15 protein-coding genes are annotated in these 17,057 nt (G+C 43.9%); 5 read left to right on the plus strand and 10 right to left on the minus strand.

What is annotated here, in order from left to right:
- Positions 1 to 306: 306 nt before the first annotated feature.
- Positions 307 to 1,896, minus strand: coding sequence for a peptide chain release factor 3 (gene prfC / locus AC4MRV_RS14240; protein WP_491187994.1), 1,590 nt, complete (start codon positions 1,894 to 1,896; stop codon positions 307 to 309).
- Positions 1,897 to 2,115: 219 nt separating this feature from the next.
- Between prfC and AC4MRV_RS14245 the strand changes: the two genes are divergently transcribed.
- Positions 2,116 to 4,167 (plus strand): putative bifunctional diguanylate cyclase/phosphodiesterase, encoded by a 2,052-nt coding sequence (locus tag AC4MRV_RS14245; protein ID WP_491187995.1) that lies wholly within the window; start codon positions 2,116 to 2,118, stop codon positions 4,165 to 4,167.
- Positions 4,168 to 4,170: 3 nt separating this feature from the next.
- Here AC4MRV_RS14245 and rimI read toward each other — a convergent pair whose 3' ends face one another.
- Positions 4,171 to 4,617: a ribosomal protein S18-alanine N-acetyltransferase gene (rimI, locus tag AC4MRV_RS14250; RefSeq protein WP_491187996.1), complete on the minus strand. Its 447-nt coding sequence runs from the start codon at positions 4,615 to 4,617 to the stop codon at positions 4,171 to 4,173.
- A gap of 5 nt (positions 4,618 to 4,622) precedes the next feature.
- Positions 4,623 to 5,021: a DNA polymerase III subunit psi gene (locus tag AC4MRV_RS14255; RefSeq protein ID WP_491187997.1), complete on the minus strand. Its 399-nt coding sequence runs from the start codon at positions 5,019 to 5,021 to the stop codon at positions 4,623 to 4,625.
- Between the two features lie 55 nt (positions 5,022 to 5,076).
- Here AC4MRV_RS14255 and AC4MRV_RS14260 point away from each other — a divergent pair, with 55 nt between their 5' ends.
- On the plus strand, positions 5,077 to 5,526 hold the full coding sequence (locus AC4MRV_RS14260) for a DUF2541 family protein (protein ID WP_491187998.1): 450 nt from the start codon (positions 5,077 to 5,079) through the stop codon (positions 5,524 to 5,526).
- Positions 5,527 to 5,575: 49 nt separating this feature from the next.
- Here AC4MRV_RS14260 and glmM read toward each other — a convergent pair whose 3' ends face one another.
- From glmM to rlmE, 4 genes are all read right to left on the minus strand, one after another.
- Positions 5,576 to 6,916 (minus strand): phosphoglucosamine mutase, encoded by a 1,341-nt coding sequence (gene glmM / locus AC4MRV_RS14265; RefSeq protein WP_491187999.1) that lies wholly within the window; start codon positions 6,914 to 6,916, stop codon positions 5,576 to 5,578.
- A gap of 26 nt (positions 6,917 to 6,942) precedes the next feature.
- Positions 6,943 to 7,773 carry a dihydropteroate synthase gene (gene folP, locus AC4MRV_RS14270; protein WP_491188000.1) on the minus strand — a complete coding sequence of 277 codons (831 nt, stop codon included), beginning with the start codon at positions 7,771 to 7,773 and terminating at the stop codon, positions 6,943 to 6,945.
- A 51-nt stretch (positions 7,774 to 7,824) separates the two neighbouring features.
- Complete coding sequence (gene ftsH, locus AC4MRV_RS14275) at positions 7,825 to 9,795, minus strand: ATP-dependent zinc metalloprotease FtsH (protein WP_491188001.1); 1,971 nt, start codon at positions 9,793 to 9,795, stop codon at positions 7,825 to 7,827.
- Between the two features lie 108 nt (positions 9,796 to 9,903).
- Positions 9,904 to 10,533: a 23S rRNA (uridine(2552)-2'-O)-methyltransferase RlmE gene (gene rlmE / locus AC4MRV_RS14280; RefSeq protein WP_491188002.1), complete on the minus strand. Its 630-nt coding sequence runs from the start codon at positions 10,531 to 10,533 to the stop codon at positions 9,904 to 9,906.
- 138 nt (positions 10,534 to 10,671) lie between these two features.
- On the opposite strand from rlmE, the gene yhbY reads away from it, so the two are divergent.
- A complete protein-coding gene (gene yhbY, locus AC4MRV_RS14285; protein ID WP_491188003.1) occupies positions 10,672 to 10,968 on the plus strand; it encodes a ribosome assembly RNA-binding protein YhbY in 297 nt (98 codons plus the stop codon).
- A 69-nt stretch (positions 10,969 to 11,037) separates the two neighbouring features.
- Here the strand turns inward: yhbY and greA are convergent, their stop codons facing one another.
- Positions 11,038 to 11,511, minus strand: coding sequence for a transcription elongation factor GreA (gene greA, locus AC4MRV_RS14290; RefSeq protein WP_491188004.1), 474 nt, complete (start codon positions 11,509 to 11,511; stop codon positions 11,038 to 11,040).
- Between the two features lie 537 nt (positions 11,512 to 12,048).
- Here greA and AC4MRV_RS14295 point away from each other — a divergent pair.
- Positions 12,049 to 13,038 carry a porin gene (locus AC4MRV_RS14295; protein ID WP_491188005.1) on the plus strand — a complete coding sequence of 330 codons (990 nt, stop codon included), beginning with the start codon at positions 12,049 to 12,051 and terminating at the stop codon, positions 13,036 to 13,038.
- Positions 13,039 to 13,140: 102 nt separating this feature from the next.
- The gene (gene dacB, locus AC4MRV_RS14300; RefSeq protein WP_491188006.1) at positions 13,141 to 14,568 is read left to right on the plus strand and encodes a serine-type D-Ala-D-Ala carboxypeptidase; all 1,428 of its coding nucleotides are present in this window, start codon (positions 13,141 to 13,143) and stop codon (positions 14,566 to 14,568) included.
- Here dacB and AC4MRV_RS14305 read toward each other — a convergent pair.
- Together AC4MRV_RS14305 and tyrS are read right to left on the minus strand one after the other, a co-directional pair.
- Positions 14,547 to 15,392, minus strand: a complete 846-nt coding sequence (locus AC4MRV_RS14305; RefSeq protein WP_491188007.1) for a magnesium transporter — start codon at positions 15,390 to 15,392, stop codon at positions 14,547 to 14,549. The genes dacB and AC4MRV_RS14305 overlap by 22 nt on opposite strands.
- Before the next feature lie 435 nt (positions 15,393 to 15,827).
- The gene (gene tyrS, locus AC4MRV_RS14310) at positions 15,828 to 17,015 is read right to left on the minus strand and encodes a tyrosine--tRNA ligase (RefSeq protein WP_491188008.1); all 1,188 of its coding nucleotides are present in this window, start codon (positions 17,013 to 17,015) and stop codon (positions 15,828 to 15,830) included.
- Between the last annotated feature and the right edge of the window lie 42 nt (positions 17,016 to 17,057).

Here is a 17,057-nt window from a genome sequence, read left to right on the forward strand (position 1 = left end):
GGGGTTAGAACAAGGCAACAAGCAAATTCATCCCCATGAGCATCTTCTCACTCCACCTTCAAAGCATTTGTTGTGAGAGCAAGGTGACAAGTAAACTCACTTTAAGCACGAAGATACTCAAAATAGTTGGAGCTGTAGCAAGGCAACGAATGAATCCGACCCCAGAAGCATATTCTCACTCCATCTTCAAAGCATTTGTTGTGAGAGCAAGGCGACAAATAAACTCAGCCTTGGGAGCGTAGTGCGCTACGTGACTAAGGTGAATTTACGCTGTCAACGCCGCTATCGCAGCAAAGGCACAGAAGATTAGTGTTCGCGAGTCGCGCGGAACTCCACCTCTGGAAAACGCTCTTTCGCTAGATTCAAGTTCACCATCGTTGGTGCAATGTACGATAGGTTATCGCCACCATCTAGTGCTAGGTTCGCTTGGTTCTTACGCTTAAACTCTTCTAGCTTCTTCGCATCACCACACTCTACCCAACGTGCTGTTGCAACGTTAACACCTTCGTAGATGGCTTCTACGTTGTATTCAGCTTTTAGACGCGCAACGACTACATCAAACTGAAGTACACCAACCGCACCTACGATTAGGTCGTTGTTTTGTAGAGGACGGAATACCTGTACCGCACCTTCTTCAGAAAGCTGAACCAGACCTTTTAGAAGCTGCTTCTGCTTCAATGGATCTTTTAGACGAATACGACGGAACAGTTCTGGTGCGAAGTTTGGAATACCAGAGAACTTCAATGCTTCACCTTGAGTGAAGGTATCACCAATCTGGATTGTGCCGTGGTTGTGCAGACCGATGATGTCCCCTGCGTATGCATTCTCAGCGCGAGAACGGTCGCCCGCCATAAAGGTAACGGCATCAGAGATGCTTACTTTCTTACCTGTGCGGACGTGGTTCATCTTCATGCCTTGCTTATAGGTACCTGATACGATACGCATGAAAGCAATACGGTCACGGTGTTTTGGATCCATGTTTGCTTGGATCTTGAATACGAAGCCAGAGAATTCTTCTTCTGTTGCTTCAACATCACGCTCAACCGCTTGACGGTTTTTAGGAGCTGGCGCCCACTCTGTTAGGCCATCTAACATATGGTCTACACCGAAGTTACCAAGTGCAGTACCGAAATAAACTGGCGTGAGTTCACCGGCTAGGAATAGCTCGTGATCAAATTCAGGACACGCGCCCATTACCAGTTCAAGCTCTTCACGAACACTTGAAGCTAAGTCTTCACCTACCTTCTCATCAAGCTCAGGATTATCTAGACCTTTGATGATGCGTACTTCTTGGATCTCGTGACCATGGCCTGATTCGTAAAGAATCGTTTCATCACGGTGGATGTGGTAAACACCTTTAAACTCTTTACCACAACCGATTGGCCAAGAGATTGGGGCACATGCCATGCCCAGTTCGCTTTCAACTTCATCTAGAACTTCCATTGGATCACGCACATCACGGTCCAATTTGTTCATAAAGGTTACGATTGGTGTATCACGAAGACGAGTAACTTCCATCAATTTACGCGTACGATCCTCGACACCTTTTGCAGCATCGATAACCATAAGACACGAGTCAACCGCTGTTAGTGTACGGTAGGTATCTTCCGAGAAGTCTTCGTGTCCTGGAGTATCGAGCAGGTTTACTAGGCAATCATTGTATGGGAACTGCATAACTGACGTTGTTACCGAGATACCACGCTCTTTTTCCATCTCCATCCAGTCAGATTTCGCATGCTGAGCGTTACCACGGCCTTTAACCGTACCTGCTTTTTGGATTGCGTTTCCGAATAACAGTACTTTTTCAGTAATGGTGGTTTTACCCGCATCCGGGTGCGAGATAATGGCGAAAGTTCTACGTTTAGACACTTCGCCAAGAAAAGCTGTATTTGACATCAAAAGATCTTCTTCTGTCTGGTTACCAGAGACTAAAAATCAGTTACCCTGACTCTTCTGGCTGTTCGATTCAATTTTGCGCGGTATTCTCTCTTATATTCTCTTGAGGGGCAACTTCAACAGCAAAAATGGCAAGATAACTCGACCATTTTGGGTACAAATTAAAATATCAATAAATATAGGCTATAACTAAAGGAGTAGAGGGAACTTGTTATAACTATGCCTAAAAGCCAAAAGATAAATTCATTAGCCTTCAGACAAGCGAAAACGGTCTTTTTAGTCTCTGTACTTCTAGGAGTCTGTTTCAGCTTTTATCATATTTTGGTGGATCTTCATCAGGAACAAAAACGCATTGAAGAACACTATCAGTTCAAGTTGCTGCAAAACTACTCCAACGCCAGTCAAGCCGCTTACCATTTAAATCAGCTACTTGCCGAACAGGTCGCTTCAAGTTTGATGATGGACAGTGCTATCTATAAGGTGGAGATTATCGATGACTTCGGTGATGTCTTAACTCTCAAGGAACACAGCATTTCGCTTCAAGGAGGCTTCACCGAAGCACTCTCTAACTTCCTGACTCCAAGAACACCGATTTACACCACGGAGCTCCATCAACCTAACTCCCATGTCGTTGTGGGTACTCTCGCGTTTTCAGTTAATGGTGCCAATATCGCCAAAGAGTTTATTGCCAAAACGAGCAAAATCTTACTCTTCGATTTATTCAGGAATATCTTACTCACCTCGATATTGCTTTTTTTCTTCTATCAAAAGCTGTCGAAGCCACTCGTCACGCTGATCGATTGGGTGCGTTCTCTACAAAACAACAAGAGTGACACGCCGCCACCCACACTCTATCGAGATGACGAGTTAGGCCATTTGGCGAATACCTTTCATACCCTTTGGAAAGATAGAGAAGCCGCTGAAGTAAAACTCAATCAACTCGCTTACTACGACTCTCTTACAGGCTTGGCCAATAGAAGTCTCTTGCTCCAATTACTTGGAAAGTCGATTGATCGCGCTAATGTGAAGAGCGAAACTGGTGCTCTGTTCTATTTAGACTTAGATCGCTTCAAAACGATAAATGATTCTCTGGGGCACACAATAGGGGATCATCTACTCAAAGCGATTTCTATGAGAATTGAAGCTTGGTTAAAAGATGACTTTACCGCAGCGCGGATCGGTGGTGATGAATTTGCCATCTTGCTACCCCGAACTTCTGCGGAAAAGGCACATGAGCTCGCGCAGCAATTGCTAGCTTTGATTTCGAATCCTTATTCTATAGATGATCATCAGCTTTACTGCTCTGTTAGTGTCGGTATAGCGGTATTCCCGTCGGTCGGAAATACGAATATTGACGTTTTACGTCAGGCAGATACCGCTCTCTATAGGGCTAAAGTCGGTGGACGAAATAAATACATGTTCTATGAGCCTGAAATGCAAGCTCAAGTCGAGTCTTTCCTAGAAATAGAGAAAGGTTTACACGAAGCTATCAACAAAGGACAGCTAGAGCTTTATTATCAACCACAGGTTAACCGCGAGCACCAGATTGTAGGGGTTGAAGCTCTGATCCGTTGGAACCACCCCGATAAAGGTGTCTTACCTCCAGGTGTGTTCATGCCGATCGCGGAAGAAACAGGACAAATACTGCAAATTGGTAACTGGATCATTGAAAAAGCGTGCTATCAGTATGCGACTTGGCAAAAAGCAGGTGTCCTACCAGATACTTTCCGTCGACTCGCAATCAACATAAGTCCGTTGCAGTTTTCTCAAGACTCATTCGTAGAGCACATTAACGATGCCCTGACTCAAGCGGGAATCAGTGGAGAACATATCGAGCTAGAGATTACGGAAAACTTGCTGCTAGAAAACGTGGAAAGTGCGATTCAGAAGATGGTGAAACTGAAAGAGTACAATCTAAAAACCTCAATTGACGACTTTGGCACTGGTTACTCTTCATTGAAGTACCTCAAACATCTCGCTGTTGACGTACTTAAAATTGATCGTTCGTTTGTCACTCAGCTTCACCTAGATGAAAGTGATCAAGCGATTGTTGACACCATTATTATGACAGCTAAACGCTTAAACCTTGAGGTCATTGCGGAAGGTGTAGAAGATTGTAATGAACTCAACACGTTAAAAGATATGGGATGTGATCAGTTCCAAGGCTATCTATTCGATAAGCCGCTACCTGCAAGCGAGCTAACTGAACGTTTTAATCGAAACCATTATGACGTCGATGACGAAGCGCCAATCAAAGCGGTTCAAAAGTAGCGCCTAAAACAGGATGTAGCTCATGATAATTGCGTCTTCTTTGCCATTATCTGTTGGGTAGTAATTAAGACGACGATCAACCTCGTTAAACCCTAGTGCTTCATACAATCCAAATGCACGTTGGTTGCTGGCGCGAACTTCAAGCCAAATACTCTCTGCGCTGCGCTCGTGAGCCAAATCGACTAGATGTTCTAGCAGCGCTTTACCATAACCTTTACCTTGTAAGCTTGGATCAACGGCAATATTTAGCAGCGTCAACTCACCTACAATGTTTTGCGCGTAGTAGTAACCGACCAGCTGTTCTCCATCGAACAAAACGTGGTGACAACCGCCACGACTATTGATGTCACGTATCAAGTTCTCAGACCAAGGGTGAGTATGTGCATGACGTTCGATGCGATAAACGTCAGAGAGGTGCTCAGGCTTCAGCGGGGTACAATGTAATGTCATGATGTTTATTTGTAGCTACAAATTTGCTGCCATAAGGCGCGACGCTGTTCATTATTACCGTCAATTTGACTCAGTAATGGACTAGATAAGACTTTACCACCAATCTTCTCTGGGTTCTCGCAACCAGAAAACCAAATCCAGTTCTGAAAAGGCTCAGCCAACTGAGAGACTTGTTCAGGGTAAATATGCAATGCTTGGTCGAGAGTTAAATCAATGCTTTTCAGTACACGCTCAAACAACAAAGCTGTCTCTTTTTTCGGACATTGCGGGGACACGAGTAACAATTGACAAGACTCTTGCAATACTAACTTTGGTGATTGATAGCCTTGCAATCTTTCCGGGTGAGCCAGCTCGTAGCACTGGATCCCCATTTCTTGTAAATATTCTGTCTCGTATTGTGGCATAAGGAGTCGTCACTGTTGATATCGGGGCAATCCTAACATAAAAGTCAGAGGCACTATGAAACATTTCATCACTATTTTAATGTCATCCTTAGTTCTATTTACGGCTCCATCCTGCTTCGCTAAACAGAGTGATGACTGGGTAATGATCAGTGATAAAATCGTTAACTACAAGTCTGAAACAGATACCGTCGAGCCACTAGCCTACATCAGCGAGCGCAACTTCAGCAAAATTAAGATTAAAGTTATTCAAGGTACTATCAACCTTAAAGATGTAACTGTGACAATGTCAGACGGCAGCACAAAAGAACTGAAATCAATGGGAACTCTCACAAAAGGAATGTCGACTCGTGCTTGGACATTACCAGGCAAACAAGACGCCAAATTCAAAAAATTAGAGATGACCTACGATAGCTGGGGAAGTAATACACTGAGTGCTGTGGGCTTAAGTAAAAAGGCAAAAATCGAAGTTTGGGGCAAAAAACGCACCAATAAAGAATCGCAATAATTAAAAAGCCGCCTGTACTTAGGCGGCTTTCTTCTATCCATTTCTAAGCTTAGAAGCTTTCTTTTACTGCATCTGCAATTTTCAAAGCTGAAGATTGCACAAGAGCTGCATCTTCACCCTCGACCATGACACGAATCAACGGCTCAGTGCCTGATTTGCGTAACAGTACGCGACCTTTATCACCTAGATCAGCTTCTACTTCTGCCGTCGCTTGTTTAACTGCGTCAGCTTCAAGTGGGTTTGAGTCACCTTCAAAGCGAACGTTTTCTAATACTTGCGGATATAACGTCATGCCTTGTGAAAGATCGTGTAGTGACATATCGCTACCAACCACCGAAGCGAGCACTTGAAGTGCTGCCACAATAGCATCACCCGTAGTAACTTTATCCAATAAGATCACATGCCCTGAGTTTTCAGCGCCAATCTTCCAGCCTTTAGCAAGAAGTTGCTCCATCACGTAGCGATCGCCTACCGCTGCACGAACAAAAGGAATACCTAGTTGCTTAAGACCGTTTTCCATACCAAGGTTAGTCATCAAGGTACCAACTACACCACCTTTTAGCTCACCACGGCGAAGCGCGTCGCGTGCAATGATGTAAGCGATTTGGTCGCCATCGACCTTATTACCTAAGTGATCGACCATAATAATACGGTCACCATCACCATCAAATGCTAATCCGAGTTCAGCACCCTCTTCTACGACACGCTGTTGCAATGCACGTACATCCGTCGCACCCACTTCATGGTTGATGTTAGTACCATTTGGCTCAACGCCCATCGCGATTACTTCAGCACCTAATTCGCTGAATACTGATGGAGCGATATGGTAAGTCGCACCATGCGCGCAATCTACAACGATCTTCTTACCCGCAAGGCTCAAGTCATGTGGGAAGGTGCTTTTACAAAATTCGATGTAACGACCAGCCGCATCATTCAATCGCGTTGCTTTACCCAGCATCGCTGACTCAACACACTCAATTTCTTTGTCCAGTTCTGCTTCAATAGCCAATTCGATATCGTCAGGTAGCTTTGTACCTTCAGATGAGAAGAATTTAATGCCATTGTCGTAATACGGGTTGTGGGAAGCTGAAATCACAATACCCGCTTCAGCACGGAACGTTTGTGTGAGGTAAGCAACACCCGGTGTTGGCATAGGCCCAGTGAAAGTTGCTTTTAGACCCGCAGCGGCAAGGCCGGCTTCCAATGCTGATTCAAGCATGTAGCCAGAGATACGTGTATCTTTACCGATGATCACTTTCTTTGTGCCTTGCTTAGCTAACACACGCCCAGCCGCCCAACCCAGTTTCAATACAAAGTCAGGGGTAATAGGGTATTGGCCTACTTTGCCACGTACACCATCAGTTCCAAAATAACGTCTTTGCTTAGACATGATGATTCCTTTTTCTTATTTCATGCTCAACGGTTAGCGTTAACCATTGAGACAATTTTTACAGCATCAAGCGTTTGTTCAAAATCATGAACACGAATAATTTGAGCCCCTTTCATGACAGCGATTGTAGCGCAACTCACGCTTGCAGCCACACACTCGGCAGGCGCTTTATCCAATAATTTGAAGAGCATGGATTTTCGAGACATTCCCGCAAGGATAGGTAGACCAAACTTATGAAATTGTTCAAGATTTGCAAGCATATGATAGTTATGCTCGATCGTTTTACCGAAACCAAAGCCAGGGTCAAGAATCAGCTTATCACGACTGATACCAGCCTTTTCACAGGCTGCCATTCTCTCTTCAAGAAATTCACCAACTTCTTTAAGAAGATCATTATAATGCGGATTCGCTTGCATAGTCCTAGGCTGACCTTGCATATGCATTAAACAGATTGGTAAACCGGTATCTGCCGCAACTTCTAAAGCTCCTGGTTCCTGCAATGCTCGCACATCATTAATGATATCAGCCCCCGCTTTTGCGGCTTGACGCATGACTTCAGCTTTACTTGTATCCACAGAGATCCAGACATCATACTGCTCGCGGATCGCCTTAATCACAGGAATAACACGATTCAGCTCTTCCTCTAGCGCTACATAAGGAGCTCCAGGGCGCGTGGACTCACCACCAATATCAATAATACTCACTCCGGCATCAATCATAAGTTGAGCTTGTTCGAGTGCATTATCTAGGGAGTTAAATTTTCCACCATCTGAGAAGGAATCAGGAGTGACGTTCAGTATACCCATGACTTGAGGTACGGATAAGTCTAGGGTTTTGTTGTTTGCAGTGATTATCATAATAAATACAAAAACCCCGAGTTTCCTCGGGGTTTATCTTATCTAACTCAGTTACTCAGAGTCTTTTTTCTCTGTCGCTTCTGCAGAAGTGCTTTCTTGAGAAGTTGTCTGCTCTTCCGCCTTCGGCTCAGCAACTTTCTCTTCTGGTTGGCTATCAGTCTTTTCTTCTACTTTCGCTTCCGGCTTATTGTTTTGGTTATCACCCCAACCCGCTGGTTCACGAATTTCAGACTTACGCTCCATTAGATCATCAATCTGACCAGCATCGATCGTTTCGTACTTCATCAACGCATCTTTCATTGCGTGCATAATATCCATGTTATCTTCAAGGATCTGTTTAGCACGAGCGTAGTTGCGGTCGATGATTTGACGAATCTCTGTATCGATTAGCTTCGCTGTGTCATCAGACATATGCTTAGTCTGAGTCACGCTACGACCTAGGAACACTTCACCTTCTTCTTCAGCGTAAAGAAGAGGACCAAGTTTTTCAGAGAAACCCCATTGAGTCACCATCTTACGCGCAATATCAGTCGCACGTTCGATATCGTTTGAAGCGCCCGTTGATACTTTGTCTGCACCGTAGATTAGCTCTTCAGCAAGACGACCACCGTAAAGGCTTGAAACCATAGACTCAAGGTGTTGACGAGACATGCTTACGCGATCTTGCTCTGGTAGATACATAGTCACACCTAGCGCTCGGCCACGTGGAATGATCGAAACCTTGTACACTGGATCGTGTTCTGGCACTAGACGACCAACAATTGCGTGACCTGCTTCGTGGTACGCCGTTGATTCTTTAGTCTCTTCAGACATCACCATAGAACGGCGCTCTGCACCCATCATGATCTTGTCTTTAGCCAGTTCGAACTCAACCATAGAAACGTTGCGCTTGTTACCGCGAGCCGCGAACAATGCCGCTTCGTTAACTAGGTTAGCTAGGTCTGCACCAGAGAAGCCTGGAGTACCACGTGCGATTAGAGATGGCTCTACGTCACCTGCTAGAGGCACTTTACGCATGTGTACTTTAAGAATCTGTTCACGACCACGTACATCTGGTAGACCAACCACAACTTGGCGGTCAAAACGGCCCGGACGCAGTAGCGCTGGGTCAAGTACGTCAGGACGGTTAGTCGCGGCGATAACGATAATACCTTCGTTACCTTCGAAACCATCCATTTCAACCAGCATTTGGTTTAGTGTTTGTTCACGTTCATCGTGACCACCACCAACACCAGCGCCACGCTGACGACCTACCGCATCGATCTCATCAATAAAGATGATACAAGGTGCTGCTTTCTTCGCTTGTTCGAACATGTCACGTACACGAGATGCACCAACACCAACAAACATTTCAACGAAGTCAGAACCAGAGATAGTAAAGAACGGCACTTTAGCTTCACCTGCAATCGCTTTTGCAAGTAGCGTTTTACCCGTACCCGGAGGACCAACCATCAGCACACCCGTTGGAATCTTACCACCCAGCTTCTGGAAGCGGCTTGGATCACGTAGGTAGTCCACTAGCTCTTTAACGTCTTCTTTTGCTTCATCACAACCTGCAACATCAGCAAAAGTCGTCTTAATTTGTTCTTCGCTCATCATACGAGCTTTGCTCTTACCGAAAGACATAGCGCCTTTGCCGCCACCGCCTTGCATTTGACGCATGAAGAAAATCCATACACCAATCAGTAAGATCATTGGGAACCAAGAAATGAAGATTGTACCTAACAGGCTTTGCTCTTCAGGAGGCGTGCCCTGTACTTTCACATTTTGGTTAATTAGGTCATCAAGTAGCTTCTGGTCGTAGACCGGCATGTAGGTAACATGACGCGCGCCGCCGCCACGACGAGTAAAGGTAATCTCACCGTCTTTAAAAGTTGCTTCCTGAATCTGGCCTTGGCCAACTTCCTGTACAAACGTGGTGTAGTCCACTGCTCTGCCATTACTTTCCCCAGGGCCAAAGCTCTGGAATACCGACATCAATACGACAGCGATAACAAGCCACAGAATTAAATTTTTTGCCATGTCACTCAAGGTGTCAGCCTCTCGATAACTAATTGTAATTAAAGGTAGGGTACTACAGTTTATAACCTGTAGCTATAGTGTTAACCATGCTCTAAACGAGCGAAATAGTTAACCTTTGTAACCAGTGGCTACAACAAAGACTTCTCGTGAGCGAGCTCTTGAAGAGTCAGGTTTTCTAATTTTTACGACTTTAAACATGTCTCGGACTTCTTTCACAAACTGATCGAAGCCTTCCCCCTGGAAAACCTTTACAACAAAGCTACCATTAGGGGCTAGAACTTGTCGACACATATCTAAAGCCAATTCAACTAAATACATAGCTCTAGGCTGGTCGACGGAGTTGTTTCCGGCGATGTTAGGTGCCATATCCGACATAACAACATCGACCATAGATGGCTGAATTCGATCCAATAATGCTTCCAACACTGCATCATCACGAAAGTCTCCCTGAAGGAAGCTAACTCCAGCAATCGGATCCATAGGTAACAAATCACAAGCAATGATTTGACCGCTATCACCTATAATCTTAGCAGCATATTGAGACCAACCACCTGGCGCCGCTCCCAAATCCACGACAGTCATACCTGGTTTTAGCAGCTTGTCTTTGGCTTGGATCTCTTCCATTTTGAAATAAGCACGTGAACGATAGCCTTTCTTACGAGCTTCATTTGCGTATTTATCATCAAAGTGTTCTTTTAACCAACGTCCAGAACTGGCCGAATGTTTTTGTTTACTCATTTTAATCCCAACAAGGCACAAATAGGAGCTATTGTTTTAATAGGCTAAGCCTATTGCTCAATAAATTATAGTCTTCAGCAATAGATGGCGTTAAAATAGCTTTTTTCAACCCTTATTTTAAAGAAAATTGGCCGCGAAATGAACTTAAGCACGAAACAAAAGCAGCATCTAAAAGGCCTAGCGCACAGTCTAAAACCTGTTGTGCTTATGGGCGCAAACGGACTAACTGAAGCTGTTCTAGCGGAAATTGAAATTGCTCTGAATCATCATGAGCTAATCAAAGTAAAAGTCGCATCGGAAGATCGCGAGACTAAGAACCTGATTATCGACGCTATTATTCGCGAAACTAAAGCGGAAAAAGTGCAAGTAATCGGTAAAACGCTAGTTCTATTCCGTCAAACGGAAGAGCGTAAAATCGAACTGCCACGTAAATAATCATATTACGTTCGCAATAAAAAAGGTCGCTTGTGCGACCTTTTTTAGTATCAGTAGAAATGCTAACGCTTAAACATACTCTACGCTATCAATTTCAAAGTCACGATCACCACCTGGAGTAGAAATCACAACTTCATCGCCTTCCATTTTACCGATAAGGCCACGAGCGATTGGAGAACTTACCGAGATACGACCAGATTTAATATCAGCCTCGTCATCACCTACGATTTGGTATGTCTTCTCTTCGTCAGTATCAACATCGATAAGTGTTACCGTTGAACCAAAAATAACTTTCCCTGAGTTATCCATTTTGGTTACATCGATAACTTGAGCCACTGACAACTTGTATTCGATATCTCGAATTTGAGCTTCACAAATGCCTTGCTCTTCACGTGCCGCATGATACTCAGCGTTCTCTTTAAGATCACCCAGTTCACGAGCTTCAGCAATTGCTTCAGAAATCTGTGGGCGAAGCTTTAATAGGCGGTCTAGTTCTTCACGCAGTTTTTGTTCACCGCGCACCGTCATTGGGACTTTTTCCATTGTTTACCTCATTCCAAAGCAGTCTTTGGACAAAACAAAACTACCCAACCCATAGGATTAGGTAGTGAGTTAACTAATCAATTTATTCTAGTGTAAACAAACTTCGCGACTAAATCACCATAAATCCCACACATCAAACGCCCGCTCACATTAGCGATGATTATTTTTTAAACTGCCAATAAAGAGTTGTATGAAAATGCCTATAATCGACTAAAAAAACGTAAAAAATCGCTCTGTCATAGCAATGTCAAAAGCAGATATAAACCCAATTAAATCATAACCTTGATATTTATTTAGTTAAAATAAAACACTGTTCAAAACTCAAATTTATATCATTTTACTAACTCATCAAGGAACTTCCACGTTAAAACATTGCTCACCGATTGCTCGCATTAGGTGAACAATTCTTTCATATTTCTAACATAAATCTTGAATATGAGTATTGATTCACAAGAGCAATAAATAGAGGATAACAGGTGAGAACTGTGTTATCGCTCGCATATAACTATTTATGGACAGTAAATTAGGACTTATAAGATGAACAAAACTCTGATTGCTCTTGCAGTTTCAGCTGCAGCAGTGGCTACTGGCGCAAACGCGGCAGAAATCTACAACCAAGATGGTACGTCTCTAGAAATGGGCGGCCGTGCTGAAGCACGTCTTTCTCTTAAAGATGGTAAAGCGCAAGACAACTCTCGCGTACGTCTAAACTTCCTAGGTACAACTCAAATCACTGACGGTCTATACGGCGTTGGTTTCTACGAAGGTGAATTCACTACAGCTGACAACGGTGACGGTTCTGATCTAGACAACCGTTACACATACGCTGGTTTAGGCGGCAAGTTTGGTGAAGTAACTTACGGTAAAAACGACGGTGCTCTAGGCGTTCTTACAGACTTCACTGATATCATGGCTTACCACGGTAACTCTGCAGCAGACAAGCTAGCTGTGGCTGACCGTGTAGACAACATGCTATCTTACAAAGGTCAATTCAACGACCTTAGCCTAAAAGCAAGCTACCGTTTCGCTGACCGTTCTGTTGAAAACGAAAATACTCAAGACGAGAAATACGTAGACAATGGTAAGTCTGGTTACTCTCTATCTGCTATCTATGCTGTAGCAGACACAGGCCTTAACCTAGGTGCAGGTTATGCTGACCAAGACAAAGCTAACGAGTACATGCTTGGTGCTAACTTCACAATTGAAAACCTATACGTTGCAGGTCTATACACTGATGGTGAGAAGCAACTAACTGGCTCAAGCGACACTGTTGATTACACTGGTTACGAATTCGCAGCAGCGTACACGCTAAACCAAACTGTATTCAGCACTACATACAACAACGCTGAAACAGATGGCGAAACATCTGCAGATAACGTTGCTATCGATGCGACTTACTACTTCAAGCCAAACTTCCGTGGCTACGTGTCGTACAACTTCAACCTACTAGATGCTAGCGTAAGCAAAGGTATCACTAAAGTTGACGCAGAAGACGAGCTAGCTGTTGGTCTACGCTACGACTTCTAATTTGTGACTTAGTGTCATGAATCTAAGACGCCCGCTCTATAGCGGGCGTTTTTTTTACTGGTTATACTGACATACGCCAAACCATTAGCCGATACCTTCACTATGAAAACCTTACGCTTTACTACTCTACTCGCTGGTCTTCTCTCATTCTCAAGCCTCGCCTATACGCCTTTAGACTCTTTACCTACCGGTAATCGAACCAGTTTATTAGTCGAGCGTCTAGATGACTCCCAAGTCTTATTAACAACAGATAACAACACCCAGTACTTTCCACCAGCCAGTACGTTAAAAGTAGTGACAGCATTAGCTGCAAAATTAGAGCTAGGGGATAACTTTCATTTCACAACCCAACTAGACTCTGCTGGTAACGATGTCATCATTCGGTTTTCAGGCGATCCGACACTCTCGACAAATAACTTAAAGCAGTTATTAAATTCTGCTCGCGTTAAGGGTCTTAAAAAAATTGAAGGTGACCTTTGGTTAGATAACACTGCATTTACTGGCTACGATCGTGCCGTCGGTTGGCCTTGGGATATTTTAGGTGTCTGCTACAGTGCACCAGCTAGCGCTATCACATTGGATGAGAACTGCGTTCAAGCTTCCATCTATACCGAGGCAAACCGTAAAACCCGTGTTTACGTTCCGGAGCATTTTCCTATTTATGCATCAACAAAAGTCACTAGCGTCTCTAAAGAAGAACAAGAAGCATCACAGTGCAATTTGGAACTGATTTCATCACCAGATAACCATTATCAGCTTCAAGGGTGTTTGGTAGAACGTAGTAAACCTTTACCCCTTAAATTTGCAGTGCAGAACCCAGAATTGTATACCCAACGAATGCTGCACAATTTACTCATTCAACTCGACATTGAGCTAAAGGGTAATATTCGAATTGGTAAACCATTCAGCAAAGTGGCGACTAAGAGGCTCGCATCTCATCAATCTGAATCTCTGATACCCATGCTAGAAGAGATGCTGAAAAAATCCGACAATTTAATTGCTGATAACCTTACTAAAGCCATTGGCAGTCAGTTCTTTATTCAGCCGGGCAGCTTTGCGAATGGCACCGAAGCAATTAAGCAAATCATTTTTGCCAACACCGGGGTAGATCTGTCCAGCACACCTCTGGCTGATGGCTCTGGTCTGTCACGAAACAACCGATTCAGCAGTAAAGATATGGCTAAAATACTGCGTTACATTTGGCAAAATGACGATCAACTCGGATTAATCGCATTACTACCAAAATCAGGGGAAAGCGGCACATTGAAATACCGCCTTAGTATGAGAAAAGAGCCAGTAAAAGGGTCGATCATCGGCAAAAGTGGCTCACTATATGGCAGCTACAATATGGCTGGTTTTGGTACCGACGCAAGTGGTAAACCAAGCTCCTTATTTGTCCAGTTTGTTACCGATTATCACCTTGCTAAAGCAAAGAGCGATGGAAAAACGACCATCGCTCCAATCACTCAATTCGAAACTTTGTTTTACCAGGATGTGATCAAATTTAGTCAGGCGATACCTAAAAAGTAATTCACAACGGTAAAGTAGATCCACATACCTGAAATATCGACGATTGACGCTAAAACTGGACTCACAAGTACTGCTGGATCCAGTTTGAATGCTCTAGCTAGAATCGGTAGTAAACCACCTAGCGTTGTTGACATCGTCACTTGAATAAACAGAGCGACAGCAATAGCTAGAGCAATCATATTGAGCTCAAAGCCTCCCGTTGAGGTGTCATCGCTAAACAACAAAATACGTGCGATGATCACCATTGAAATAGCAAAAGCTAAGCAGACCGCGACTCGGCTTTCTTTCCACAATACCTTTAACCATTCTCGCTTTTTCAAATCTCCAGTCGCGAGCGCCCGAATAACCAAAGTCGCGGCTTGTGTTCCCGTATTACCACCCGCTGCAGCAATTACCGGCATATAGATTGCCAATAATACGAGCTGACTAAGTGTGTCTTCATAGTGAGAGATGATCAGCCCAGATACAACCCCGAGTAACGCCAGCGCGATGATCCACCCGATACGTTGTTTGACATGAGCCAATACCGACGTACTTAAATAACCATTGGTACTATCCACCTCAGAGTGAAGAAACCCAAGTTGATGGGCGTAATGACGAGCTCGCTTATCATGCCCCTCTTTTTCTAGCATGGTAATTAATTGTTGGACATAGCCTACCGAACAGTGATGCAAGATCGCCACCGCCTCTTCTATAGGCATAACTGTTAATAAATGAATTTGTTGGGGTTGCTCATATTGCAGAAAGGCATTACGAGCAGCACCAATCTCCTCTTGAGAAAAGTGCGCGTTGTTTTCAATGTAAGTATTGCTCATTACCGTCATGGCGAATCTCCCGATTGGCAGTGGGTAACGACCATCAAATACAGGATAGTAAAAGATCTACGGCCTGTAACATCACATTACTAGTGCGACAAAGCCATTCAAAGGTCAAAGTTATTCTGTATTTAGTTTCTAGTTTTCGAGGAGAAAAACGTGAGGAATCAATAGAAAAGAGGATAACTCTACCAAACAGGTAGAGGCGGAAACGACAATACCAGTAAGGTTTATTTTTCTCCCTTGCTACTAGGAGGATGGTCGATATTGTTCATAAAAGTCTCCAGATAAACTGTCATTGTGACAGCGCAGGCATAGTAGCAAAACTTAGACAAGAAAACAGTCAATTTGAGGTAAAAATAGCGAACATTTGAAGTGGTTATAACTCTTCAGAAAAACATAAAAAAAGCGCCTAGAAGGCGCTTTAATTCAAAGTATTATCAATCAGCTGATGGTAATACGAGCAAACTTACGTTTACCTACCTGGAATACGTAAGTGCCTGCTTCTGGGGCAAACTTAGAGTCTGCTACCTTATCGCCATCAATCTTAGCCGCGCCTTGTTTCACCATGCGCATCGCTTCTGAAGTAGACGCACATAAACCAGCTTCTTTCAGAATGTTACTCACTGGAAGGCCTGCATCAAATGCGAACTCTGGCATCTCATCTGGGATCTGGTTCTTGGCAAAACGGTTTACGAACTCTTGCTCTGCTGCATCAGCATCAGCTTGACTGTGGAAACGTGCAATGATCTCTTTCGCAAGTGCTACTTTTATGTCACGTGGGTTTTGGCCCGCTTCAACGTCAGCTTTTAGCTGAGCAACTTCTTCAAGAGGACGGAAAGATAGCAAATCATAGTAGTTCCACATTAGGTCATCAGAGATCGACATGATCTTACCAAACATTTCGCTTGGCGCTTCACTGATACCAATGTAGTTGTTTGCTGACTTAGACATTTTCTTCTCGCCGTCTAGACCAACAAGAAGAGGCATCATTAGAACAGCTTGAGGTTTTTGACCATTTGCTTTTTGTAGTTCACGACCCATCAACAAGTTGAACTTCTGGTCTGTACCGCCAAGCTCAACGTCTGTTTCCATTGCTACTGAGTCATAACCTTGTAGGAGTGGATACATAAACTCATGAATAGCAATTGGTTGACCACCAGCATAACGCTTTTTAAAGTCATCGCGCTCAAGCATACGTGCAACAGTTTGGTTTGCCGCCAAACGGATCATACCTTCAGCACCCAGCTCAGATAGCCACTCAGAGTTAAACTGAATCTTAGTCTTAGCAGGATCTAGAATCTTAAATACTTGCTCTTTGTATGTTTCAGCGTTACGAAGAACATCTTCACGACTCAAAGGAGGACGAGTGTTGTTCTTACCTGTTGGGTCACCAACCATAGCGGTAAAATCACCAATCAGGAAAGTAACATCGTGGCCAAGCTCTTGGAACGCACGCAACTTGTTGAAAATAACAGTATGACCTAGGTGGATATCTGGTGCAGTTGGATCGGCACCCAGTTTAATGCGAAGAGGGCGTCCCTCTTTCAGCTTAGCAATCAGCTCTTCTTCTGGAATTAGCTCTTCAACACCGCGCTTAATCTCGGCTAGTGCAGCTTCAATGCTCGCCATTCTTGTTCACTCCCACAGATTTGGCAAAAATTTGTTAGTTTG

It is taken from the genome of Vibrio sp. (genome assembly GCF_984391705.1).